This is a genomic window from Gammaproteobacteria bacterium (genome assembly GCA_036381015.1).
Lineage (GTDB): Bacteria > Pseudomonadota > Gammaproteobacteria > Steroidobacterales > Rariloculaceae > ZC4RG20.
The window spans coordinates 66891-91377 of record DASVDR010000045.1 but is presented as its reverse complement, the minus strand read 5'-3'; the positions used below and the strand labels follow the sequence as shown (position 1 = coordinate 91377).

General features: G+C 67.8%; 16 protein-coding genes. 11 read left to right on the top strand and 5 right to left on the bottom strand.

What is annotated here, in order from left to right:
- The first annotated feature begins 26 nt into the window (after nucleotides 1–26).
- From VF329_14980 to VF329_14960, 5 genes are all read left to right on the top strand, one after another.
- On the top strand, nucleotides 27–1346 hold the full coding sequence (locus tag VF329_14980) for a hypothetical protein (protein HEX7082310.1): 1320 nt from the start codon (nucleotides 27–29) through the stop codon (nucleotides 1344–1346).
- Nucleotides 1347–1437: 91 nt separating this feature from the next.
- The gene (locus VF329_14975; GenBank protein HEX7082309.1) at nucleotides 1438–2529 is read left to right on the top strand and encodes a DUF892 family protein; all 1092 of its coding nucleotides are present in this window, start codon (nucleotides 1438–1440) and stop codon (nucleotides 2527–2529) included.
- 517 nt (nucleotides 2530–3046) lie between these two features.
- Nucleotides 3047–4384 (top strand): efflux RND transporter periplasmic adaptor subunit, encoded by a 1338-nt coding sequence (locus VF329_14970; protein HEX7082308.1) that lies wholly within the window; start codon nucleotides 3047–3049, stop codon nucleotides 4382–4384.
- A gap of 24 nt (nucleotides 4385–4408) precedes the next feature.
- Nucleotides 4409–7528, top strand: a complete 3120-nt coding sequence (locus VF329_14965) for an efflux RND transporter permease subunit (protein ID HEX7082307.1) — start codon at nucleotides 4409–4411, stop codon at nucleotides 7526–7528.
- A gap of 121 nt (nucleotides 7529–7649) precedes the next feature.
- Entirely contained in the window at nucleotides 7650–10454 is a 2805-nt protein-coding gene (locus VF329_14960) for a pitrilysin family protein (GenBank protein ID HEX7082306.1), read from the top strand.
- A 48-nt stretch (nucleotides 10455–10502) separates the two neighbouring features.
- Here the strand turns inward: VF329_14960 and VF329_14955 are convergent, their stop codons facing one another.
- Together VF329_14955 and VF329_14950 are read right to left on the bottom strand one after the other, a co-directional pair.
- Nucleotides 10503–12683: an amylo-alpha-1,6-glucosidase gene (locus VF329_14955; GenBank protein ID HEX7082305.1), complete on the bottom strand. Its 2181-nt coding sequence runs from the start codon at nucleotides 12681–12683 to the stop codon at nucleotides 10503–10505.
- Nucleotides 12667–13734 carry a glycosyltransferase family 4 protein gene (locus VF329_14950; protein ID HEX7082304.1) on the bottom strand — a complete coding sequence of 356 codons (1068 nt, stop codon included), beginning with the start codon at nucleotides 13732–13734 and terminating at the stop codon, nucleotides 12667–12669. The genes VF329_14955 and VF329_14950 overlap by 17 nt, the downstream gene beginning before the upstream one ends.
- Nucleotides 13735–14091: 357 nt before the next feature.
- On the opposite strand from VF329_14950, the gene VF329_14945 reads away from it, so the two are divergent.
- Together VF329_14945 and VF329_14940 are read left to right on the top strand one after the other, a co-directional pair.
- A complete protein-coding gene (locus tag VF329_14945) occupies nucleotides 14092–15339 on the top strand; it encodes a PQQ-dependent sugar dehydrogenase (protein ID HEX7082303.1) in 1248 nt (415 codons plus the stop codon).
- A 90-nt stretch (nucleotides 15340–15429) separates the two neighbouring features.
- Nucleotides 15430–16137: a DUF72 domain-containing protein gene (locus VF329_14940; protein HEX7082302.1), complete on the top strand. Its 708-nt coding sequence runs from the start codon at nucleotides 15430–15432 to the stop codon at nucleotides 16135–16137.
- An 89-nt stretch (nucleotides 16138–16226) separates the two neighbouring features.
- Here VF329_14940 and VF329_14935 read toward each other — a convergent pair whose 3' ends face one another.
- Nucleotides 16227–17084 (bottom strand): Ku protein, encoded by an 858-nt coding sequence (locus tag VF329_14935; GenBank protein HEX7082301.1) that lies wholly within the window; start codon nucleotides 17082–17084, stop codon nucleotides 16227–16229.
- On the opposite strand from VF329_14935, the gene ligD reads away from it, so the two are divergent.
- Both ligD and VF329_14925 read left to right on the top strand, forming a co-directional pair.
- The gene (ligD, locus tag VF329_14930; protein HEX7082300.1) at nucleotides 17071–19641 is read left to right on the top strand and encodes a DNA ligase D; all 2571 of its coding nucleotides are present in this window, start codon (nucleotides 17071–17073) and stop codon (nucleotides 19639–19641) included. The genes VF329_14935 and ligD overlap by 14 nt on opposite strands.
- Nucleotides 19638–20162, top strand: coding sequence for a PARP-type zinc finger-containing protein (locus tag VF329_14925; protein HEX7082299.1), 525 nt, complete (start codon nucleotides 19638–19640; stop codon nucleotides 20160–20162). The genes ligD and VF329_14925 overlap by 4 nt, the downstream gene beginning before the upstream one ends.
- Here the strand turns inward: VF329_14925 and VF329_14920 are convergent, their stop codons facing one another.
- Nucleotides 20163–20651, bottom strand: a complete 489-nt coding sequence (locus tag VF329_14920; GenBank protein HEX7082298.1) for a TPM domain-containing protein — start codon at nucleotides 20649–20651, stop codon at nucleotides 20163–20165.
- Between the two features lie 397 nt (nucleotides 20652–21048).
- On the opposite strand from VF329_14920, the gene VF329_14915 reads away from it, so the two are divergent.
- Both VF329_14915 and VF329_14910 read left to right on the top strand, forming a co-directional pair.
- The gene (locus tag VF329_14915) at nucleotides 21049–21270 is read left to right on the top strand and encodes a hypothetical protein (GenBank protein ID HEX7082297.1); all 222 of its coding nucleotides are present in this window, start codon (nucleotides 21049–21051) and stop codon (nucleotides 21268–21270) included.
- A 92-nt stretch (nucleotides 21271–21362) separates the two neighbouring features.
- Nucleotides 21363–21509 (top strand): hypothetical protein, encoded by a 147-nt coding sequence (locus tag VF329_14910; protein ID HEX7082296.1) that lies wholly within the window; start codon nucleotides 21363–21365, stop codon nucleotides 21507–21509.
- Here the strand turns inward: VF329_14910 and VF329_14905 are convergent.
- A complete protein-coding gene (locus tag VF329_14905) occupies nucleotides 21502–24459 on the bottom strand; it encodes a filamentous hemagglutinin N-terminal domain-containing protein (GenBank protein HEX7082295.1) in 2958 nt (985 codons plus the stop codon). The two genes, VF329_14910 and VF329_14905, sit on opposite strands and share 8 nt — an antisense overlap.
- Nucleotides 24460–24487: the final 28 nt, after the last annotated feature.

The following is a 24487-nucleotide window of genomic DNA, read 5'->3' as shown; positions in this document are numbered from 1 at the left end:
GCTCGTCGCAACGCGACGAGAACCGGATGAAAACATCGACAAGGACGGGCGCGCCGGCGCCCTTTCAGGAGGAGATCGCGATGACTTTCAATCCGCTCGAGGAGAAGGGCGTTCCGCTCGAGGACCAAATCCGCCACTGGCGGGATCTGAACGTGGAGCCCTACAAGAAGGACGAGGTTCACCCGTACAGCCGCACGCGCGGCATCTTGATGAACGGCGTGGAGGTCGAGGCGGCGATTTTCTCGCACCAGATGGCGCGCAACACGCTCGACCCCGACGTGCGCAAGCAGCTCGCAATGATGCGCCGGATCGAGCAGCAGCAGCAGAAGGCGATCAACTGGCTGATCCCCGGCGACGAGAGCACGATCGAGGTCACGCTCGGCTACGAGCAGCTCGCCGTGGATCTCACCGCGTGGATCGCGCAGCACGAGCCCGACCCGTACCTGAAGCAGGTCTACGACTTCGGGCTGCTCGAGGACTTCGATCACCTGTACCGCTACGCGAACCTCTACGAGCTGATCGCGGGCGGCAAGGCGGACCGCATCTGCGCGGATCTCACCGAGATCATGCCCGGCCGTCCGACGATCTTCGAGCACCGGCACCCTCACGACGAGATCCGCCGCCCGATGACCGCGCTCGCCGCCGACCCGCAGTCGATCCTGAATGCGCTGACGGTGGTCTCGGCCGAGCAGCAGACGATGAATTTCTACATGACCATCGGCAATCGCTACCAGGAGCCGATTGCGCGCGCGACTTATGCGGAAATCGCGCAGATCGAGGAGCAGCACGTCACGCACTACGAGTCGATTCTCGACCCGGGCGCGAGCTGGCTCGAGAACCTCGTGCTCCATCAGTGGCACGAGTGCTGGCTGTACTGGTCGATGATGCAGGACGAGCGCGACCCCAAAGTGCGCTCGATCTACGAGCTCCACTGCAGCATGGAGATCGAGCATCTGCGCGCGGCCTGCGAGCTCATGCGCACGGTCGAGAAGCGCGATCCGGAGGCGATTCTGCCGGCGGGCTTCACGAGCCGCGTGGAGCTCCGATCGAACAAGGCTTACGTGCGAGACGTGCTCGCCAATCAGGTCAACCTGACCTCGAAGGACTCGGAGTTCGTGCCGGTCTCGACGCTTCCCGAGGACGACCGCTATTTCGATTACCAGCGGCGCGTGAACGACGACTGGGTGCCGACGGAGGAAGTCGTGCGGCAGAACGTCGAGAAGAACGGGCGCGAGTACCGCCTCGAGACCGAAGGTCCGCACCCGGTGCCGGGATTGCGCGAACCCGGTCAGCGCAACGGCGAGGAGACCGACTACTCGCGCCGCTGGCACCCGCGCGCGGCCTGAAGACGGGCCCCGGATGCGCCGCCTCGCCGCGGGCCGCGCTTCGGCACGCGGCGAGGCTGCGCCACACACCACGAACGGACGGAACCACGACATGAGAACGATGATTGCGGACCGCGGCATGGGCGAGCCGATCTCCCTCGGCGCCGCTCTAGCCGCCGGGAAGAAGGTTGCCCCGGACGTGACCGGGCTGCTTGCCGAGGACCATCGCACGGTGCTCGGCTGGTTCGCCTGGTACGAGAGCGCTGCCGATCCCGAGGTGAAGCTCCGTGTCACGCGCAGCATCTGCAAGGCGCTGCGCGCGCACATGGCAGCGGAAGAAGAATTCTTCTACCCTGAGGCGCAGCGCCACATCGGGGACGAGGAGCTGATCGAGCGCTCGCTGCGGGAGCATCAGGGCGCGAAGGCGCTGCTCGACCGCCTCGAAGCGGCCGCCGCCGCCGATGCGACGCACGCCGATCTGATGCGCGAGCTCCGCGCCGAGATCGAGGCGCATGTCCACGAGGAGGAGGCGCAGCTCTTTCCGAAAGTCCGTGCCACCGACATGGACCGCTACGACGTCGGCCGCGCGGCGGCGGCCCGCCGCGTAGAGCGCCTCTTCGAGCTCGCCGACGGCGCACGCACCGCACCGCAACGCAACGGTCAACCCGTAAAGGAACATCCCGTCATGGCAATATCGAAGGACGTCGCCCGCCGCTACTTCATCGTCGGCGCGAAGAACGCTCATGCGACCGCGAAGGAAGGGCGCAAGATGGTCGACCTGCAGATCAAGCGGCTTCAGCACTATCCGCGGCTCAAGGAGAAGCTCGAGTCTCACGCCAAGGAAAAGGACGCGCAGCTTCAACGGCTCGAGACGATTCTCGACGCCGTGGGCGAGAAGCCGTCGGCCGTGAAAGACACGGCGATGGCGCTGATCGCGAACATGGGCTCGATGGCGAATGCCGCCGCCGGCGACGAGGTCCTGAAAAGCAGCTTCGCGATGCTCGGGCTCGCGAAAGCCGGGGCGGCCGCATACGAGACGCTGATCCTGTGCGGCGAGGCGGCCGGCATCCAGGAGGCCCTGCGCCCGTTGCAGCAATGCCTCAGCGAGGAGCGCGGGATGGGCGCGTTCATCGAGGAGAATCTTCGGGGCGTCGGGATGGGCTTCCTGCAGCTCGAAAGCGAAGGCGCACCGGCGAGCCGTTGAGGCTCGGCTCGCGCCGGCCGCTCACTCCGCGGGCGCCTCCGGCCCCAACTGCGGTCGGCGGGCCGGCGAGGCGGCGTGCGCCTCGATTCGGCGCGCGCCGTGGGCGAGCGCGGCCGGCTGATCCCGCGAGACCGGCTCTCGAACGCCCGCGCGCGTCCGCGAGCTCCGACAGCAGCAGGTTTTCCGCGAGCCGCTTGCCCGTCCGGGAACTCCGCCGTCCCGGGCTTGTGCCATGCACCGCCGAGCCGCACGGTGCGTGGGCGGAATCGCGGGCCGGCGCGACTTCCGCGCACTCGTCGATCGCAACTGTCTCAATTTTTCAGTAGATTACCGTCGGCTCCGGGCCGTCGGGCCGGGTCCGCGCTTAGAATGCACCTGTTTGCGCGCTGGAGATTGCGAGCTCCCAACCATGCAAAACCCCACTTTCAGCAAGGAGGCGCCTATGGGCCGGCCGGTCCCACCCGTTCACCACGGCACATCGTGCGTTCGCCGATGGGATCAGAAGGCAGCCCGGTAGATGAAGCCGCAATCAGGGAGGGCTTTCGCCGCGCTCGCCGCGGCAGCGTTGGTCGCGGCGTGCGGTCCGGGGACGGAGGGTGGAAATCCGAACGCCGGTAACGGCGAGCAGCAGATTCCGGCCGTCGAGGCCGTGGAGGTCGTGCGCGGCACTCTGCCTCTGGAGGAGCGTCTCGCCGGCTCGGTGCGCGCCCGGAATCAGACGGAAATCTACGCGCAAGTCACGGGCCAGATCGTCGAGGTCCTCGCGAACGACGGGGACTGGGTCGAGGCCGGCACGCCGCTGGTTCGGCTTCGCAACACCGATTACGAGGAACGCCTGAATCAAGCGGAAGCGGGGCTGCGCGTGGCCGAGGCGCGCGTCCGCCAGGCGGAAGCGAATCTCACGCGCCTCGAAGCGACGCTCCGGCGGATCGAGGCGATGGCGGAGCGCAACCTGACGAGCGCCGCGGAGCTCGAGACCGCGCAGGCCGACGCCGCGTCCGCCGAAGCCGATCTCGCGCTGATGCAGGCGCAGCTGGCACAGGCCGAATCGCTCGTCAAGGAGCGACGCGCGGAGCTCGCGGAGACCATCGTCCGCGCCCCGATCTCGGGCGTCGTCGGCAGCCGCAACGCCGAGGTCGGCCAGCTCGCGAACACGAGCACGCCGCTGTTCGTGATCGGCGATACGTCGGACATGCTGGTCGACGTCACGCTCACGCAGCGCATGCTCGCGTACATCGACACCGGAACGACCGTGAACATCTCCACGGAGGCGGCTCCGGAGCGCGTGCTCGAAGCGACGATCACCCGAATCTCGCCGTTCCTGCATCCGGTCACGCGCACAACGCAAGCCGAGATCGAGGTCGAAGAGCACGACGGGTTGCTTCGCCCCGGGATGTTCGTCACGGTCGCCGTCCTCTACGGCGAGACGGAGGTTGCGCCGCTGATCCCGAACAGCGCGATCTATCGGAACCCGGAAGACGGCCGCGAAGGCGTTTTCGCCGCCTCGCTCGAGGGTGCGCTGCGCAATCCGGAGCTCCCCGACGCCGCGTCGCTACCTGCCGACGGACCCGGTCTCGAGCCCGTCGGCCCGGTGGCCGTGCGTTTCGTGCCGATCGACATCATCGCCCGCGGGCGGCTGACGTCGGCCGTTCGGGGCGTAGAGCCCGGAGAGTGGGTCGTCACCCTCGGCCACCGGCTCCTGTCGAACAGCGATTCCGGTCAAGCGTTGATTCAGCCGACGCCTTGGGATCACATCATGCGCTTGCAGCAGATGCAGACGCGCGATCTCCTCGATGTCATCCGCGACCGGCAAAGCGCTCTTCTCGATACGAACAGCCTCGAATCGCTGAACTGAGCATCGCCCTGAAAGGCTAGACGCATGACGATCGCGTCCATCTCGATCAAACGCCCGGTCGCGACGACGATGGTGTTCCTCATCATCATCACGCTCGGGCTGATCAGCTTCCGCTTCCTGCCCGTCGATCTGCTGCCGCCCATCGAATTTCCGCAGCTCAACATCCGCGTCAACTACGGCAACGTCGGCCCGGAGGAGATGGAGCTGATCGTCACCGAGCGGATCGAGAACGCGATCGCCGGAGTGCCGAACCTCGAGCAAGTGAGCTCCTCCTCGGGCGAGGGCTCGTCGAACGTGCAGCTCCGTTTCGCGCGCGGCACGAATCTCGACGAGGCAGCGAACGACGTGCGCGCGGCGCTCGACAGGGTCCGCGACGCGCTGCCGGAAGATGCCGACCCGCCCGAGATCCGCAAATTCGATCCGAATCAGCAGCCGATCGTCATCGTCGGCGCGCGCTCGAACCTGCCGCTCGCGGAGCTCACGCGTGTGCTCGAGCGCGACTTGATGCGCCAGTTCCAGCAGATCCCTGGCGTCGGCTCCGTGGAGGTTTGGGGCGGCGTGTATCGGGCCGTGACCGTCGACCTCGTCCGCGATCGCCTGACCGCAATGGAGCTCACGCCCGCCGACGTCGTCGCGGCTATCGGGCGCGAGAACGTCACGCTCCCCGGCGGCAACGTGCGCGAGGGGCTCAAGGACCTCTACGTCCGCACGCTCGGCGAGTTCACGGACGTCGAACAGGTGGCGAATACCGTGGTCGCGGTCGTGGACGGCAACCCGATCCGCGTGCGCGACGTGGCGAACGTCGAGCTCGGCTACCGCGACATCGGCCGCTACGTGGAAATCGACGGCGTGCCGACGATCCGCCTCAGCATCCGCAAGCAGACCGGCGCGAACACCGTGGAGGTCGCGCAGAGCGTTCGCGAGGAGATCGAGCGGATCAACGCCTCCCGGCAGGATCTCGATCTCCAGGTCATCACCGATCAGAGCACGTTCATCCAGGAGTCGATCGCGCACGTCCGCGACTCGGCGATCTGGGGAGGCATTCTGACGGTCATCGTGCTGTTCGCATTCCTGCGTAACGGCTCCGCCACGCTCATCATTGCGTGCGCGATCCCGATCTCGATCGTCGCCACGTTCGGTCTCGTGTACTTCGGCGGGCTCACGCTCAACCAGATGAGCTTCGGCGGCATCGCGCTCGGCGTCGGCATGATCGTCGACAACTCGATCGTGGTGCTCGAGAACATCTTCCGTCAGCGCCAGCGCGGCACGCCGCCGGAACCGAGCGCCGTGATCGGGGCGAAGCAGGTCACCGGCGCGATCATCGCGGCGACCATGACGATGTGCGTGATCTTCCTGCCCGTCGCGTTCATGCGGACCGTGACCGGCAGCCTGTTCCAGGAGCTCGCCCTCGTCGTCGTGTTCGCGCTCTGCTGCTCGCTGCTGATCGCGATGACGCTCGTGCCGATGCTCGCGAGCCGCTTCCTGAAGGTGCGGCCCGACGCGCAGCGCGAGCACGAAGGCGGGCACGGCGGCGGCCGCTTCGCGGCGGTAGAGCGGGCGTACTCCCGCCTCGTCGACCGCGCGCTCGACCGGCGCGGGCTCGTGGTCGGCGCCAGCCTCACGCTGCTCATCGTCGCCGTCGCGCTGATTCCCACCATTCCGTTCGAGCTCACCCCGCAGATCGACGGCGATCAGGTCAACGTCCGGATGCGGATGGACGACGGCACGAACATCGCGGTGATGTACGAGTACGTGCAGCTGCTCGACGACGCCGTACGCGAGGCGGTCCCGCTCGACGACGTGATGTTCATCACCAACGACGTGCGCAACAACTCTGCCGCGGTCCAGCTTTCGCTCGTGCCGCACAGCGAGCGCGAGACGGATGCGAGCGAGATGGCCGATCGTATTCGCGAGGCGGTGGCGAATACGATTCCCGGCGCCGACATCGAAGTCTCGGCCGAGACCGGGCTCAGGATATTGCAGCAGCTGTTCCGCAGCGGCGGAGGCGACGGCGGCTCGTCGCTCGAGATGCAGCTTCGCGGCTACGATCTCGAGATGGCGGAGGAGCTCGTTCGCGAGATCACGAATAGGATTCAAACGCTGCCCGGCATCGTCGATGTGGATGCGAGCAATCGCGACCGGCGGCCGCAGCAGAACGTGCGGTTCGACCGCGCCCGGATGGCGGAGCTCGGCCTCAGCGTGCGGGACGTGGCCGCCGCGCTTCAGACGAGCATCGGCGGCCGCCGCGCCGGCGTGTATCGCGTCGGCAGCGAGGAAATCGACATCAACGTCCGGATGCGTCCCGAGGATCGCCTGAGCGTCGTTGACATCGACAACATCTCGGTGCGCACGGCGGAAGGCATCTTGCCGGTGTCGGCGCTGATCACGCAGGAGTCCGCCCGCGGCCCCACGGGTATCAACCGCATCGACGGACAGCGGGTAACGTACATCTGGGCCAACCTCGAGAGCGGCGTGCCGCTCGGCGATGCCGTCGAGCGCATTCAGGATGCGCTCTCCGACATGTCGATGCCCGAGGGCTTCAGCGTCTACTTCGGCGGCGAGTACGAGGAGCAGCAACGCGCGCAGCGCGACTTCATCCTCGCGCTGATCATGGCGCTCGCCCTCACCTACATGGTCATGGCGGCGCAATTCGAACGCTTCGTCGATCCGCTGATCGTGATGTGCGCCGTGCCGGCCGCCATCATCGGCGTGGTTCCGACGATGCTGCTGACGGGCACGACGCTCAACCTCCAAAGCCTGATGGGCATGGTGATGCTGGTCGGTATCGTCGTGAACAACGCGATCGTGCTCGTCGACTACATCAACATGCTGAGGCGCGAGCAAGGGATGGGCGTGCGCGCGGCCGTGGTCGAGGCCGGCCGGCTGCGCCTGCGGCCGATTCTGATGACGACGTCGGCGACCATCCTCGGCCTGCTGCCGCTCGCGATCGGGCTCGGTGCCGGCGCCGAGCTTCAGGCCTCGCTCGCGCGGGTCGTGATCGGCGGCCTGACCGCGTCCACCGTCGTCACGCTCGTGCTGATCCCGGTCGTCTACCTCACCGTCTCGAACCTGCTCGAGCGCGTCCGCCAGTCGCAGCGCCAAGAGCAGGAGCCCGCGGCACACCTGTCGCCCCAGGCCACCTGAGCGGCCTGGGCGCTCGGTAAGGGAGGCCGGCGGCTCGCACGCCGCCGGCCCCCGAATGGCCGAGCGGCGGCGCGGCCGGGTTATGATTCGGTCGTCGCCATTCCAATCGGGAGAGCTCGAGATGAGCCATGCCGTTCGACCCTTCTTCGTTGCAGCCGCCACGGCGGCACTGCTCGCGGGCTCGGTGGCGCTCGCGCCCGTGGCCGAGTCGCAATCGACGGCGGACGGCGGTGCGCGCCCGTCCGGCGCGCCGGAGCTGAACCTCGACTACGAGCGCTTCACGCTCGACAACGGCTTGACCGTCATCGTGCACGAGGATCACAAGGCACCGGTCGTCGCCGTCAGCGTGTGGTACCACGTCGGCTCGAAGAACGAGCCGGAAGGCAAGACCGGCTTTGCGCACCTGTTCGAGCACCTGATGTTCAACGGTTCGGAGAACTACGACGGCGAGTGGTTCCTGCCGATGCAGCAGGTCGGCGCCACGGACATGAACGGCACCACGTGGCTCGACCGCACGAACTACTTCCAGACCGTGCCGACGCCGGCGCTCGACCTCGCCCTGTGGATGGAGTCGGACCGCATGGGCCATCTGCTCGGCGCAGTCACGCAAGAGAAGCTCGACAACCAGCGCGGCGTCGTGCAGAACGAGAAGCGTCAGGGCGACAACCAGCCTTACGGTCGCGTCAACTACGCGCTGTACGAAGGCTTGTTTCCGCCCGGGCACCCGTATCGGCATCCCACGATCGGCTCGATGGAGGACCTGAACGCCGCCTCGCTCGAGGACGTGCGGCAGTGGTTCCAGAGCTACTACGGTCCTAACAACGCTGTCCTTGCGCTCGCCGGCGACATCGACGTCGAGACCGCACGCGAGAAGGTCGAGCGTTACTTCGGCGACATTCCGGCCGGGCCGGAGGTCGATACCTACGAGACCTGGATCCCGAAGCGGCAGACGAACACGCACCAGATCCAGTACGACGAGGTGCCGGCGGTCCTGGTGAACCGCGCGTGGGCCGTGCCCCCGCGGACGACGCGTGATCGCGCGCTGCTCGACCTCGCCGCGGCGGTGCTCGGCGATGGCCGCAACTCCCGCCTCTACGTCGATTTGATCTACAACCGCCAGGTCGCGACGGACGTGAACGTCGGCGTCACGCCGTTCGAGCTCGCGAGCGTGTTCGATCTCTCGGTCGTGCTGAACCCCGGGCAGCCGGCCGCCGTCGGCTCCGAGGCGATCGACCGGATCGTCGGAGAGCTCATCGAGAACGGACCGACCGAGGAGGAGCTCGAGCGCGTCGTCGCGCAAATCAACGCGAGCATCGTGCGGGGCCTCGAGCAGGTCGGCGGCTTCAACGGCAAGGCCGTGACGCTCGCCGAGGGCGAGCTCTACGCGGGCGACCCGCTGTTCATCGAGCAGTATCTCGACTGGATCAACACCGCGACGCCCGCCGACGTGCAGGATGCGGCGCGCCGCTGGCTCGGCACCGGGTGGCATCAGGTGGACGTCGTGCCCGTGGGCGAATACGCCACCACGTCCGAAGGCGTCGACCGCTCGAAGGGGCTGCCGCCGATCCCGACGGAGATGCCGCCGCTCAAGTTCCCCGAAATCCACACCGGAATGCTCAGCAACGGCATCGAGCTCGTCGTCGCGGAGCGGCACGAGCTGCCGATCGTCGAAATGTCGATTCAGTTCGACGCCGGTTTCGCCGCGGACGCGGGCGGCAAGCTCGGCGTCGCGTCGTTCGCGATGTCGATGCTCGACACGGGCACGCGGACGCGCACCGCGCTCGAGATCTCGGACGAGGAGGCGCGGCTCGGCGCGATCATCTCGGCCGGCTCGAATCTCGACGCCTCCTCCGTCAACCTCTCGGCCTTGAAAACCCAGCTCGAGCCGTCGATCCGGCTCTGGGCCGACGTGATCCTGAATCCCGTCTTCGCCGAGGAGGAGATCGACCGCCTGCGCGGACGATGGATCGCCAGCATCGCGCAGGAGAAGGCGGACCCCGCTTCCTTGGCGCTGCGGCTCCTCCCGCCCGCGATCTACGGCGAGGATCACGCATACGGCGTGCCGTTCACGGGGTCGGGCACCGTGGAGTCGATCTCGTCGATCACTCGCGATGACCTGTTCGCTTTCAAGGAGACATGGCTGCGGCCCGACAACGCGATGATCTTCGTCGTCGGCGACACCACCCTCGAGGAGATCACGCCGATGCTCGAGCGCGCGTTCCGGGGCTGGACCGCCCCGAGCACGCCGCGGCCCACGAAGAACGTCGCGGACGTCGACCTTCCGGACTCGCCGCGCATGATCCTGATCGACAAGCCCGACTCACCGCAGGCGCTCATCATCGCCGGTCACGTCGCGCCCGGTCTCGGCTCCGACCGCGACCTTGCGATCGAGGCGATGAACGGCGTGATCGGGGGCACCTTCACGGCCCGCATCAACATGAACCTGCGCGAGGAGAAGGGCTGGGCGTACGGCGCGCGCACCATGCTGGAAAACGCGAGCGGCGACCGTCCGTTCCTCGTCTATGCGCCGGTGCAGATCGACCGCACGGCCGACTCGATCGCGGAGCTGATCCGCGAGCTTCAGGCCGTCAAGACCGCCGAGCCGATCATGCAGGACGAGATGGATCGCGTGATCGCAGGCCTTACCCGCGAGCTACCGGGCCAGTTCGAGACGGCGAGCGCCGTGCTCGGCAGCCTCGTCTCCTCGGCGCGCTACGGCCGGCCGCTCGATTTCGCGGCGTCGCTGCCGCAGCGCTACCAGGCGCTCACGCTCGAGGACCTGCGCGCGGCCGCGCGCGACGTGATCCATCCCGAGAGCCTGGTCTGGATCGTCGTCGGCGACCTCGACCGGATCCGCGACGCCGTCGCGGCCCTCGACATCGCACCCGTCGAGATCTGGAACGACGACGGCGAGCCGGTGAACTAGAAAAAAGTGTCAGACACCTTTTCGGCCGAAAAGGTGTCTGACACGATTTCAGGGCTCGAGGTGGACGGCTACGCCGACGTCGCCTTCGCTGCGCAGGACGTTGATGCTCACGTCCTTCGGGTGCCGGCGCAGCATCAGGTCCACGCTGCCGTCGCCGACCCGCAGGTTCTCCAAGCGAATCCACGGCAGAAACTTCGGCAGCATCGGCTGCGTGAAACGTATCTGCGGCTTGTCCTGGCGGAACGAAATGCCGAGGCATGCCTGAAGCAGCATGAACACGGCGCCGCTGGCCCATGCTTGCGGGACGCATGCGACCGGGTAGCGCGTCGGCCCCTGCCCTTCCCGCCTGCGGAACCCGCAAAAGAGCTCCGGGAGCCGGCGCTCGTCGAGAGCTAGAGTGGCGTCGAAGAGCCCGTGCAGCAAGCGCGCGGCGTGCATGCGCAACCCGTACCGCGCGAGGCCGGCCGCGGCTATCGCCGTATCATGAGGCCATACCGAGCCGTTGTGATACGACATCGGGTTGAAGCGGACTTCGCCCCGCGACAGCGTACGGATGCCCCAGCCGGAGAACGAGTCCTTCCCCATGAGCCGAGCGGCAGTCCTGCGCGCACGCTCGGGCGTGGCGAGCCCGGCGTAGAGCACATGACCGGCGTTCGACGACGAGATGCGGCAAGGCCGCTTCCTGCCGTCGAGCGCAATCGCATACGTGCCGAGATCGTCGCACCAAAACCGATCGTTGAAGCGCTGCCGCAAGGTTGCGGCCGCCTTCTCGAGCTGTTCCGCGAGCTCCGGTTTGCGGAGCGCACGGGCGAGCTTCGCGGCGCGCCGTTTCGCGTCGTAGATGTATGCCTGGACCTCGCACAGTGCGATCGCGCCGGTAGCCAGCGATCCGTCGGCGTGCGAGATGCTGTCGTAGGAATCCTTCCAGCCCTGATTCACAAGACCCCGCCGAGATTGCTGAAGGTACTCGACGAAGCCGTCCTCGTCCTTGTCGCCGTAGCGGTCGATCCAATCGAGGGCGCGCTCGATGTGCGGCCATAGCCGGCGGAGGTACTCGAGGTCGCCGGTCTGATCGAAGTAGCGCGACGCGAGCATCACGAACAGCGGCGTCGCGTCCACGGTCCCATAGTACAGCCCGAAAGGCACCTCCTTGAGCGCCGCCATCTCGCCCCGCCGCACCTCGTGCACGATCTTGCCCGGCTCCGCATCGAGCTCCGGATCGACTCTGTCGGCTTGCCGAGCGGCCAGCACGTCGAGCACGCCGCGGGCGAGGTCCGGGTTGATCCACAGCGTCTGCAACCCCGTGATCAATCCGTCCCGTCCGAAGATCGTGCTGTACCACGGCACGCCGGCGAACGGGTACCAGCCCTCCTCCGTCCGAGTGACGAGCAGACGCAAGTCGGCGAGGGACCGGTTCACCCAGTCGTTGAACTGCTCGTTGCCCGTATGAATTCGGCACTCCCCCGCGGCAAGCTCCCGCAGAGTCTCCCGGGTCCGGCGCTCCACCTGCTCGAACGACAGCAGCTCGGTGTCCGGCTCGCCGTCGATCTCGCACGCAATGTGGATGCAGAACGACGTTTCGCCGCGCGGCGGCAGGCGGAACCTGAACGACAGCTCGTCGTCGGTGACCGCGGCAGGCCGCACGGAGCTGCGCACGTGAGTGCGTCGCGTCACGCCGTCGAGGCCCTCGTATGCGAGGACGACCTCGTCCGGCGACTTGACCGGCGCCTTGACTCGCCCCCTTCGTTCACGCGCGAGTCCCCTCACTTCGAAGATGTCCGCGTAATCCGCCGCGAACACGATGCTCACCGGCAGCTCCACCTCATCGTGACCGAAGTTCGTGATGCGAATCTGCTCGAAGCATTCTCGCCCCCACAGCATCTTGCCGCGGAAGACGTGGATATCGCCGCGCTGCGCCTCGAGATTGCCGTCGTTGCAATCCACGTTCGTGAGATCGACGGCGAAGATCGCGGTGTCGTGGGTGACGCTCGAGTTCAGCAACAGCGGGCGATGGCCGGCGATGAAAAGCTCCAGCTGCGAAAGGAAACGCGTGTCGCGGTAATAGAGGCCGTTGCCGCCGTGGCCGTAAGGATGGATGTCGCCGTGCCGATCGAAGACCGCGAACGTATCCCCCTGCTTCAGGACGCGTTTGCGGTCGTCGACCCTCGATGAGGTGGCGTGGATGTAATACTCGTCGTCGACGGAAACCAGCTCACGCGACGCGCTCATCTTTCGTCCTTCTCCCGGCCGGTTCCGCGGCCTCGATCGCTGCTGCATACAGTGCCAAATATTCGCGGGTCATCCGTGCTGCGGAAAACCTGCGCTCGAAGGTTCGCCTGCAGGCTGAGCGATCGAGGAACACGGCCTCCTCGACGGCCCGCACGGCCTCGGCCTCGCTGCTCACGATGAAGCCCGTGACGCCGGGAGTAATGATCTCCGGCACTGCTCCGCACGGGTATGCGATCGTCGGCGTACCGCAAGCCATGGCTTCGATCATCACGAGCCCGAACGGCTCCGGCCAGTCGATCGGGAACAGCAAAGCCCGGGCGTTGCCCAGGAACGCGTTCTTCTCGGCATCGCCGATCTCGCCGATGAACTCCACCCATGGATTGTCGAGCAGCGGCCGGATCACCGATTCGAAGTATTCGCGATCGGCAGGGTCGACCTTGGCGGCAATCAGGAGCTTCACCCCGGCTCGCTCCGCGATCCGGATTGCCCGATCCGGGCGCTTCTCCCGCGAGATGCGGCCGCAGAACGCGAGATAGCCGTCGGGCCGCGCGTTGCAGGTGTACAGATCGAGCGGCAATCCGTGGTGCACCGTACCGAGCCAGTTCAATCCGCGCAGCGGCCGTCGCTGCGCATCAGAGATGGAGACCACGGCCATCTCGGGAAATTCCTCGTAGACGAGCGCGAGATCCGGGATGTCGAGCCGCCCGTGAAGCGTCGTCAGATTCGGCGCCCGGTAACGGCGGGACAGCGGAAAATGCAGATAGTCGACGTGAAAATGCACGACCTCGAATTGCGCGATCCGCGCGAACACCTTCTCGAGCAGCACGATGTGCCGGGCGAGCGGATCGACACACGTCGGATCGAGACGGGTGGCGGCGCGCCCGATCGGCACGTGACGCGCGAGCGTGCGCGAATCCCCGCTCGAGAACAGCGTCACGTCGTGACCCTGGCGAACGAGCTCGTCCGTCAAATACGCGACCACGCGCTCGGTGCCGCCGTAGAGCTTCGGCGGCACACACTCGTACAACGGAGCGACTTGAGCAATTCGCACGATCGGCCCTCGCCTGTCAGCGAGCCCGAGAGCGAGCGCGCGGCGCCCCCGGCGGCCGCATGGTTCGCGGCGCGCAGAGGCCTGCCGCCGGCCCGAACGCCGGCGCACGTCGCATGACGAGCTCGATTCGAGGCGAGCGGAGAGCCGAATTCGAGAATCGATTTCCTGTAGCGGGAGATACCCTTACTGGACACGCGTCAAGGCGCGCCCGTAGTGCCTCGTTTCCCATCGGCCGAGTTCGCTCCTTCTGCCGCCCCGGCGCGATGAAGAAAGCAAGTTTTATGCCGTGGGCGCGAAGCGGTTCTACGCGTGCCGGCGCCGCTCTATACTCCCCGCATCCGAGGAGGGTTGTTGCCGATGAAGACTCCGCTGCTCCGGAGCGGGCCGTACCTGCGGCTCGCCTGCCTGATCGTGCTCCCGCTCGCTGCCGCCCCGACGTTCTCCCAACAGAGCGTTCCGTTTCGCAACGGGATTCCCGTCGCGCCGGAGGGGCTCGCGAACCAACCATTACCCGCGGGTCCGATCGAATTCCCGACCGGCGAGGGGATGGACATTCGTGTCGTGGTCGTCACGAAGGAGCTCGAGTATCCGTATGCGCTCGAGTTCCTGCCCGACGGCAGCATGCTCGTCACGGAGCGCGCGGGCCGGCTTCGCATCATCCGCGACGGAGTCCTCGAACCCGAGCCGGTCGCAGGCGGCCCGGCATCGTTCTGGACCGGCGTGTCCGGCCTGCCGGGCGCCGTGCACGGGTACATGAATCTTGCGCTGCACCCGGCCTTCGACGAGAACGGCCTCGTCTACCTGAGCTATACCAAGCCGCTCGGGGAGCAGCGCACGACGTTCGCCGTCGGCCGCGGGCGATGGGATGGGCACGCCTTGACCGGCTTCGAGGACGTGTTCGTCGCGGATGAAGGGCCGAGCGGGCCGACGCCGATCGTGTTCGGCCCGGACGGCATGCTCTACATCGCGACGAGCGGCGGCGACGCGCAAGATCCGATGGATGTCCGCGGCAAGGTCCTGAGGCTCACCGACGACGGCGACGTGCCGAGCGACAACCCGTTCGTCGGCCGCAAGGGCTACCGGCCGGAGATCTACACGCTCGGCCACCGCAACTCGCTGGGGCTTACAGTCCACCCGGGCACCGGCGCCATTTGGCAAAGCGAGAACGGCCCGAACGGCGGCGACGAGGTGAACGTGATTCTCCCCGGCCGCAACTACGGATGGCCGATCGTGAGCCTGGGCCGCACCTATCAAGGGCCGTGGCAGTCCGATCACGGCCGGCCGACGCACGCGAACTTCGAGCCGCCGCAGGTCTACTGGACGCCGGCGATCGCCGTGTCGGGCCTGACCTTCTACACCGGGGATGCGCTGCCGAAATGGACCGGCGACCTCTTCGTCGGCGGTCTACGGTACGGTGAGATTCCGGGCACGGGCCGCCTCGATCGCGTATTGTTCAACGAGAACATGCAGGAGCTTCGCCGAGAATCGCTCCTGCTCCCGCTCCGCCAGCGGATCCGGGACGTCGTGCAGGGGCCGGACGGTCTGCTCTACGTCGTCACGGACGAGGACGAAGGCGCGGTGCTGCGCATCGAGCCCGCGACCTGAGAACGGCCGGCCGGGCCTGCGTCTCGTCCGTGACGTCTCCGCGCCTCGGCGCGCGGCGGCGTCGAGCACTGCAGCGGCGGCTCTTCGACCATGCGGCTTTATTGCGGAACCAGCGGCTTCTCCTTCAAGGGATGGAAGGGGCCGTTTTATCCCGAGAAGCTGCCCGCGGCCGAGATGCTCGGCTACTACGCCTCGCGCCTTCGCACGGTCGAGATCAATAACACGTTTTACAGGCTCCCGCCGTCGGGGCTGCTCGAGGGGTGGCGGGACCGCGTACCGGAGGATTTCCGTTTCGCGGTGAAGACGAGCCGCCGCATCACTCACGTCAAGCGGCTGAAGGACTGCGAGGAAGAGGCGGCCTTCTTCTTTCGCGCCGTGTCGACTCTCGGCGAGCGGCTCGGGGCCGTGCTCGTTCAGTTGCCGCCGCATTTCCGCGTCGACATCGATCGGCTGCGCCGCTTTCTCGACCTCGTGCCGCCCGAGATTCCCGCCGCGTTCGAGTTTCGTCACGAGTCGTGGCGCGATCCGGCGGTGCTGGCGGCGCTCGAAGCGCACCGGGCCGCCTGGGTCACCGTCGACGAGCAAGGCGAGCCGCCTCCCGCGCTGCCGGCGACTGCGGCGTGGACCTATCTGAGGCTCCGCGCTCCGGGTTATTCCCCGGACGCGCTGCGGGCTTGGCGTGACGCCTGCGCGCCGTTCGAGCACGCGTTCGTGTACTTCAAGCACGAGGACGAGGGCATCGGTCCCGCCCTGGCGGAGCGGATGGCGAAGCTCCAGGACCGTCCGGGCGCGACATGACGGGTCAGCGAGGTTTGGCCGAGCGGACGTCCGGCTGAGCGCGTGTCCAACCGAGCAGGCGCCGAATGCACGGCGTCCGCGCTCGCGCGTCAGGCGCTGGCGCGTTTCTTTCTTGCGGGCTTCTTCGCGGTGCCGCGTGCGGCGGAGGAAGCCGACTTCGCGGCGGCGGGCTTTGCGGCGCGGCGCTCGGCCGGTGCGCTCAGGCTCGCTTTCAACGCCTCCATGAGGTCGATGATCTTATGCTCCGGCTGCTCGACGGCCGCCGTGGAAATGTCCTCCCCTTCGACCTTCCGCTGGATCAGCTCGAGCATACGATCGCGCACCTCGTCGCGATAGCGCGTCGGGTCGAAGCCCTCGCCCGCCCCCTGCTCGATCAGCTGCTTCGCGAGCTCGAGCTCGGCCGGGCGCACCTCGACGTCGTCGAGCGGCACCTCGCTGAACGGGCGGATCTCGTCGGCGTAGTGCAGCTGCTCGAGCATCAGCCCGGCGCCGATCGGGCGAACGACGACGAGGTGCATGCGCCCGCGCGCGGCATAACGGCCGATCGCGATGCGCTTCGCGACGGTCAATGCCTCGGAGAGAAGCCGGTAGGCCCGCGCGCCGCCTTTGTCTGGCCCCAGGTAGTAGGCCTTGTCGAAGTAGATGCGGTCGACGCTGTCGGCGGGCAGGAACTCGTCGATGTCGATCGTGTGCGTGGCCGCCGCCTCGAGCGCCTTCAGCTCTTCCTTCGTGAAGAGCACGTACTGGCCCTTCGCGAACTCGTAGCCCTTGACGATCTCGTCCTTCGGCACCGGCTCCCCGGTGCGCGACGAGACGAGCTGCTGCTTGACCCGCGTGCCGTCACGGCGGTCGACCTGATTGAAATGGATCGCGGCGGCCGATTCGGCGGCCGAATACAGCTTGACCGGGATGGAAACCAGCCCGAAAGCGATCGTGGCAGACCCCAAGGCTCGCGCGGCCATCGGCGGATCATATATGCTCCTCGAGATGGTCGCAACAAAAAACAACCGCGGTTTAGCGACTTACCGGGCAAAGCGCAAGGCGGGCTCAACTCCCGAGCCGTTCGGTGCTCGAACGGCGGACGGCCGGCGGTTCGTCGTCCAGCTCCACGCGGCGCGCGCGAGACATTACGACTTCAGGCTCGAGCACGACGGCGTATTGCTTTCCTGGGCCGTGCCGCGCGGGCCGTCGCTCGATCCCGCCGACAAGCGCCTCGCGGTCCGAGTGGAGGACCATCCCGTCGATTACGCGAGCTTCGAAGGAACGATCCCCGACGGTAACTACGGCGCGGGCGCCGTCATCGTCTGGGATCGGGGCCGCTTTGCGCCGCTCGCCGACATCGACGAGGGGCTCGAGCGCGGCAAGCTGCTCTTCGAGCTCTACGGCTACAAGCTCCGCGGCCGATGGACACTGGTGAAGACGAAACGGGGCCCGAAAGACTGGCTCCTGATCAAGGAGCGCGACGGCCACGTTCGGACCGGCGACGCGGCCCGCCCGCCGGAGCAGTCCGTGCTGTCGGGCCGCTCCGTCGAAGCGCTCGGGGCCGGCGAGGACCCGTCGGCTGCGCTCGACGAAGCCTGCCGCAAGGCCGGCGCGGCTCCGCGCGGGCGCGTGCGTATTGCCGACGTGCGCCCGATGCTCGCGACGCCGGGCGAGCCGTTCAGCCATCCCGACTGGGTTTTCGAGATCAAGTACGACGGCTACCGTTTGCTCGCCGGCAAAGAACGGGGCGAAGTCCGGCTCGTCTCCCGCAACGCGAACGATCTGACGGCGCTCTTTCCGGAAGTCGCCGAGGCGGTAGGCGCGCTGCCTTACGACGACTTCCTGCTCGACGGTGAGGTGGTCGTGCACGATGCCCAGGGCCTGCCGAGCTTTCACGCTCTGCAGCAGCGCGGGAAGCTGACGCGCCGCGCCGACATCGAGCGGGCGGCGCTCGAGCTGCCGGCCACGCTCTACGCATTCGACCTGCTCCTGTTCGGAGCGCACGATTTGAGACCCCTGCCGCTCACGAGCCGCAAGCGGCTCCTCGCGGAGCTTCTGCCCGCGGTCGGCGCAATCCGGCTGTCCGAGCACATCGAGGCCGCCGGCGAGCGGATGTTCGACGAGATCCGCAGGCTCGGCCTCGAGGGGATTGTCGCGAAGCGCGCCGATTCGGCGTACGTCGGCCGGCGCTCGCCGGACTGGATCAAGGCGAGCGGACGCGCAAGCGACGACTTCGCGGTCGTCGGCCGGACGCCGCCGAGAAGCGGCCAGGCACCCTTCGGCGCGCTGCTCCTCGCGCAGCGCGGCGCGGACGGGTGGCGCTACGCGGGCCGCGTCGGCGGCGGCTTCACCGGCAAGGACCTCGCGGAGATCGGAGAACTCCTCGAGGCCTCGTCGGAAGCGCCGCCTCCGGCCGGCGCCGAAGAAATTTCAATGGCTCGCTGGATCGCGCCGCAGCTGGTCGTGGAGGTGAGCTTCAAGGCGCGCAGCGAGAAGGGTCGCCTGCGCCAGCCGATCTTCGTGCGCCTCAGGAAGGACAAGTCGCCGGAGGATTGCTGGCTCCCCGGCGACGACAAGCCGCTGCCGGCCGCACCCGAGGCTCGTGAAACGCCCGCCGCGCGCAAGCCCGCCGTCCGGATCACGAACCGCGACAAGGTGTTCTGGCCGGCGGAGGGCTACACGAAAGGCGACCTCGTCGATTACTACGCCGCGGTCGCGCCTTATCTTCTTCCGTACCTCGCGGATCGCCCCCTGGTCTTGACCCGCTATCCGGACGGGATCGACGGCAAGTCCTTTTTTCAAAAGGATGCTCCCGATTTCGCCCCGGACTGGCTGCGGCTCGAGACGCTTTGGAGCGAGGGCGCGGAGCGCGAGATTCGCTATTTCGTCGTGGAAAACGAAGCCGGGCTCACATACGTCGCGAACATGGCGTCGATTCCGCTGCACATCTGGTCGAGCCGCGTGCAGAGCCTCCAGCGTCCGGACTGGTGCATCCTCGACCTCGACCCGAAGGGCGCGCCGTTCACGAACGTGGTCCGAGTCGCACGTGCGATCAAGACGCTGTGCGATGCGATCGAGCTACCCGCGTTCGCCAAGACGAGCGGATCCACCGGGCTGCACGTGCTGATTCCGCTCGGCGCACGGTACACGCACGAACAAAGCCGGGCGATGGCTGAGCTGCTCGCGCGGTGGGTCGTCCGTGAGCTGCCCGACGTGGCCACGGTCCGGCGGCAGGTGACCGCCCGCCAGGGCAAGGTGTACGTCGATTACCTGCAGAACGGTCACGGACGGCTGCTCGTCGCGCCGTTCAGCGCCCGGCCCGTGCCTGGCGCCACGGTCTCCATGCCGCTACGCTGGAGCCAGGTAACGGCGCGTCTCGACATGCATCGCTTCACGATCAAGTCGGCTCCGGCGTTGCTCGAGCAGTGGAAGTCCGATCCGCTGCGTGCGGTGCTGAGCGAGCCCGCCGATCTTCCGGCGGCGCTCGAGAAGCTCGCCGCGTTGCTCGGAGCACGCTCATGACCCGCCACGTCATCGAGACCGCGAAGACCGGCCGCTCGAAATGCCGCGGCTGCGATCTCAAGATCGAGAAGGGAGAGGCTCGTTTCGGCGAGCGTGTGCCGAACGCCTTCGGCGACGGCGAGACGACGTTGTGGTTCCACCTGCGCTGCGCCGCGTACAAGAGGCCGGAGCCCCTCCTCGAAACCCTGCCCGGCGCCGCGGTCGAAGACGCCGACGCGTTGAAGGCAGCTGCGGAGCTCGGCATTGCGCATCGTCGTCTGCCGCGCTTGAGCGGGGCCGAGCGGGCCCCGACGAGCCGAGCCCGCTGCAGAAGCTGCCGCAAGCCGATCGAACGCGGCGCATGGCGGCTGTCACTGGTGTTCTTCGAGGAATATCGCTTCGAGCCGTCCGGGTTCATCCATGCGGCCTGCGCCGGCGAATACTTCGGCACGACCGAATTGCTCGATCGGGTGCGCCACTTCGTTCCGGAGCTCGAGCCCGATCAGCTCGAAGAGCTGGCTGCCGAGATCCGGGGACGGTAATCAGAGCAGCGACGGACGGTCGGGCAGCTCCTCGCCGTCGGCACCGGCGGCCGGAAACTCGCGCGCGAGCAGCTTCGTCGCGAGCTCGATGCCGTCGATCACGCCGCCGAGCCAGTGATTGGCGCGAAAGCCTTCGACGATCTTTTCCTCGACGCGCTGCCACTCGCGCGGCGTCACCCGCGCGTCGAGGCCCGTATCCGCGATGATCGCGACGGCACGCTCGGCCAGCAGAACGTAAATCAGCACCGCGTTGCGTTCGGCCCTCCGCTCGAGGCCGAGCTCGCGAAAGACCTCCATTGCGCGGTCCCGCACGGATTTCACCCGGCGCAGCGTACGCAGATCGAGCGCCGACTCGATGATGACCCGGATCTCTGCGCGGTGCCGAGCCTCGGACGCTTTCACGGCTTGCTCGATCGCGCTCATCGCGCTCGACGGGAAGCGCCGTCTCAGATTCGAGCGCGGAAACCACAAATGCTTGAGCGCGTTCAAGCTCTAGGGTCCATCGGCCACGTCCTCACTCGTGTCCGGCATCGAATGCACGGGATGATAGAGGGCCGTGTTGCCGCTTGCACTCCTTCGTCTGACTCCCTCGCGGAGATCGACTTCGACGCCCGGCGGTCGACCGCGCTTCCAACGACCCGCGCTCAGAAGGCCTTCGGGCGTCTCGCGCCGGAGCGCGGAAGAGCGAATCCGCAGAAATGCGCAGAAAAGTATTCGGTTTCGCTCAGGAATGAAGACGGCGTGCTCCGCGACACTGCTTCCGAAGGCGAAGGGACGAGCGGAAAACGCCTCCGAAGCGCGAAGCGAAACGCCGCTCCCTTCCGCCACCGAGCCCCCCCTGGAGAACCAGCGGGAGTCGAGGAACGGAGCGAACGGAGACACGATCATGAGCAACGCAAATCACAACCACGGCACGATCCAGAGCACCACCGACGGCCGCGATGCGGCGTCCGGCAAGAGCCCCGCCGCCGGCAAGCGGCAAGCCCCCAAGCGCCCGCGCTTCGGATGGCTTTTCGACGAGTCGATTCTTCAAGGCTTTCTCCTCGTCGCGGTGCTGGTCGCCCTCGTCGGGGGCTACTCGTCGATCAACCACATTCCTTTCGCATGAGTCTCGCGGTCGTCGCGGTCCGGGACGGTTCATCGGCGCAATTGGCCGCTCGGACGCCGGACCGCGATGGAGATCGCGACGGAGGAGCCGCCATGAGCTCAGCGAGACACGAAATCCGGACCCGAAAGCGCCGCGACCTCCACGTCCCGCTCTCATTCGTTCTGCAGGTCGTGCTCATCGGCGCGGTGATCCCGGCGCTGCAATACGGCGTTCCCGCGCTGACGAGCCTCTCTATTTGAGCAGCGGCTCGGAGGATTCCAGGGCGCAGGGCCGGCCTTCGAGCAGCGACGCGGTCGCCGGCCGGAGCGCTTGCGGATCCCACGCCGCGACGTCCTCTCCCGGCTCCACTACCGCCGGCGGGCTCGACAGGTAGTCGCCCGGGATCGAGCCGGCCACCGCGCGCGGCTCGACCGTCAGGCTGCTGCGCTGCGCGGCAAGCGCCGGCAGACAACGCTGCGACAAAAGCCCCTCGACTTCGACGACCGGCGCGTCGAGCGGCAGCACCGTGTCGTTGATTTGGTTCGGAGAATCGATCAGCACGCGCCCGTCGATGCCGCTTCTCGAAGAAGCATCCATGCTGCTGTCGGCCGACGCGAGGAAGTACAGCGCTTGAATGGTGATGTTTCCGCCGTTGCCGGCGTTGGCACGCGCCACGATGTCGCTGTCGTTGAGCACGACGAACTCCGGGTCGACGAGGACGTTGCCGCCGCCGTCCTCGACGGTCACGCCGCCGGCCTCCGCGCTGACCATCGCGTCGACGAGCAGCAGGTGGCCGCCCACGCCGATCTCGATATCGCCGCCGGCCGAAGCCGCCGCGCTCGTGAGGACGGAGGCATCGCGCATCGTGAGCGTGTCGTCGGCGAAGATGCGCAGCGCGCCGGCGTTTCCGGTCCCCGTGCCGTGCGCCGACACCTCGCCGCCGCCGAGCAGCTCGGCGCTGCCGGTCTCGATGACGATGTCTCCGCCCGTTCCCGCCCCCGTCGACGCGGCGGAAGCGCGCCCGCCGAGAATCCGAATCTCTCCGACCCTCAGCGTCACTGCGCCTCCCGCGCCGTCGACGGTCGCCGCCGAGATCGAACCGCCCGCCCCGACGAGCAGCGAGTCGCCGTCCAGCGTGATCGCACCGGCGTCCCCCGCATCGAGGCCGAGCGCGGTCGATTCGCTCGCGATTCGCGCGTCGGAGATTTGCACGTCTCCGACGTGAAGCCGGATCTCGCCGCCGTCGCCGAGGAGGCTCGTGTTGGTCACGATCTCGCCGCCGTCGGCGAGCGTGAGGCTCGGCGCCTCGATGACGATCGGACCCGCGTTGCCCCTGCGCGGCCCGGCGACTTCGCCGGCCTGGTCGGCTTCCACTTCCGTCGACGCCTTGATGGCCGAGCCGCTGCCGTCGCCCCGCCTTCCCGTCAGCGAGATCGGCCCCGTCGCGACAATCCGCAGGGACCCGCCTTCGCCGATGCCCGACGTGCTCGTCGAGATCCTCGCACCGTCGCCGAGCTCGATCCGGCCCGCTCGAATGTCGATCGAGCCCGCGTCCCCGGTCGACGTGAAAAAGCTGCTCGCCGTGATTCGCGAGCTTCGGTTGCGTGCCGGATCCGGATCGCCGTTCGTGCCCGTCATGACGAACGCGTCGGAGGCGCGCAACGAGATATTGCCCCCGCGTCCGGCGCCTTCCGCGACACTGCCGATCCGCACGCCGTCGAGCGCCTCGATCAGCGGTGCTTCGAGCACGATGTCGCCCGCGCGGCCCTGCGATGCCGTGCTCGCATTGATCTGCGCCTCGCCGGCCGCGGTTAGACGCTCCGTGGCCGTCAGGTGAATATTCCCGGCGGCTCCCCGCCCGGCCGTCAAAGCCGTGAGCTGCGCGCCGTCCACGACGCGGATCGTTCCGGCCGAGATTTCGACGTCACCGCCCGAGCCGGCGGCCCCCTGCGCCACCTCGGAGAAGAGCCCTGATGCGGTGCTGCTCGCTCCGCCGCCGGTGCCGATGCCTCCACCGCCGGTCCCGCCGCCTCCCGTACCGCCGCCGCCTCCGCCGCCGCTTCCACCGCCGTCCGTGCCACCGCCCCCGGTCCCGCCGCCTCCCGTACCGCCACCGCCGGTCCCGCTGCCACCGCCGCCAGCGTCACCGCCACCGCCGCCCGTGCCGCCGCCGCCTTCACCGCCCGTGCCGCCGCCTCCACCGCCGCTTCCGTCGCCGCCGCCTCCGTCGCCGCCGCTTCCGCCGCCGTCCGCCGCCCCTTCGATCGTTACGGTGCCCGTGGCCGCGACTCGAACCGTGCCTCCGGGACCGTCGCCGAGCGTCTGCGTTCGAATCCGGCTACCGCCGCGCAGCGCGGCGCTCGCGACATCGACGAAGACGCCTCCCGGCGCATCGTCGGTCGTGCCCTCGGTCGTGACGGCCTCGATTTCGGACGCCCCTTGCATCACGAACTCGCCGGCACGGACGTAAACGGCTCCGGCGGTGCTGCCGCTCGCATCGAGGCGGCTTGCATCGAGCCGTGTCGGTCCGAAGTCGGTCACCGGCGTCGTCGCAGGCGACCGAGCCGGCAGCCCCACCTCGCCCGCGCCCTCGGCGCTCGCCAGTGAAATGACGCCGCGCGGAGCCTCGAGCGTCGCTCCACGTAAGCTGATCTCGCCGCCGGCCAGCGAAAGCCCGCGGCCGGCCGGCACGCTCAGCGTCGAGCCGTCGACCGTGATCGGAGCGACGGCGGCATCGAGAAACCCGAAGGCCGCCGGATCGGCGACGGTGAGCACGGTGTCGGCGGGGTTCGTTGCCGCGAACCGCCCGCCGCCCTCGAACAGCAATGTATCCGCCGTGCTCGCGTGAAACGAACCCTGCACGTCGAGCTCCGCATGCGGACCGAAGACGATGCCGCTCGGATTCAGCAACCACAGGTCGGCCCCCGGGATCGTGTTGCGCAGAACCCCGTCGATGCTCGACGCGTGCGCGCCCGTGACCCGAGCGATGACGTTGGCGGTCGCGCCGGCGAAGTCGCTCGTGAACGCCGCCGATTCGCCGGTCGCGATGTTGAAGTCGGCGAAGCTGTGGAAAAGGTTTCCGCCGACGCGTGTGCCGGCGCCCTCCGTGATCACGTAGTCCGGGCCGGAAAGAGCGCCCTGAATTCCGACCGTGCCGTCCAGAACGACCTGCGCGCGAAGCGGAGCACCAATCGGGAAAACGAAAGGCACGAGAAGGATCGCGCGCCTTCTCCGCATT

Coding starts and splice junctions, on each gene's coding strand:
- VF329_14945 (HEX7082303.1), top strand. CDS start 14,092: ATGAAGACTCCGCTGCTCCGGAGCGGGCCGTACCTGCGGCTCGCCTGC.
- VF329_14975 (HEX7082309.1), top strand. CDS start 1,438: ATGAGAACGATGATTGCGGACCGCGGCATGGGCGAGCCGATCTCCCTC.
- VF329_14910 (HEX7082296.1), top strand. CDS start 21,363: ATGAGCTCAGCGAGACACGAAATCCGGACCCGAAAGCGCCGCGACCTC.
- VF329_14955 (HEX7082305.1), bottom strand. CDS start 12,683: ATGAGCGCGTCGCGTGAGCTGGTTTCCGTCGACGACGAGTATTACATC.
- VF329_14965 (HEX7082307.1), top strand. CDS start 4,409: ATGACGATCGCGTCCATCTCGATCAAACGCCCGGTCGCGACGACGATG.
- VF329_14970 (HEX7082308.1), top strand. CDS start 3,047: ATGAAGCCGCAATCAGGGAGGGCTTTCGCCGCGCTCGCCGCGGCAGCG.
- VF329_14960 (HEX7082306.1), top strand. CDS start 7,650: ATGAGCCATGCCGTTCGACCCTTCTTCGTTGCAGCCGCCACGGCGGCA.
- VF329_14980 (HEX7082310.1), top strand. CDS start 27: ATGAAAACATCGACAAGGACGGGCGCGCCGGCGCCCTTTCAGGAGGAG.
- VF329_14915 (HEX7082297.1), top strand. CDS start 21,049: ATGAGCAACGCAAATCACAACCACGGCACGATCCAGAGCACCACCGAC.
- VF329_14940 (HEX7082302.1), top strand. CDS start 15,430: ATGCGGCTTTATTGCGGAACCAGCGGCTTCTCCTTCAAGGGATGGAAG.
- VF329_14925 (HEX7082299.1), top strand. CDS start 19,638: ATGACCCGCCACGTCATCGAGACCGCGAAGACCGGCCGCTCGAAATGC.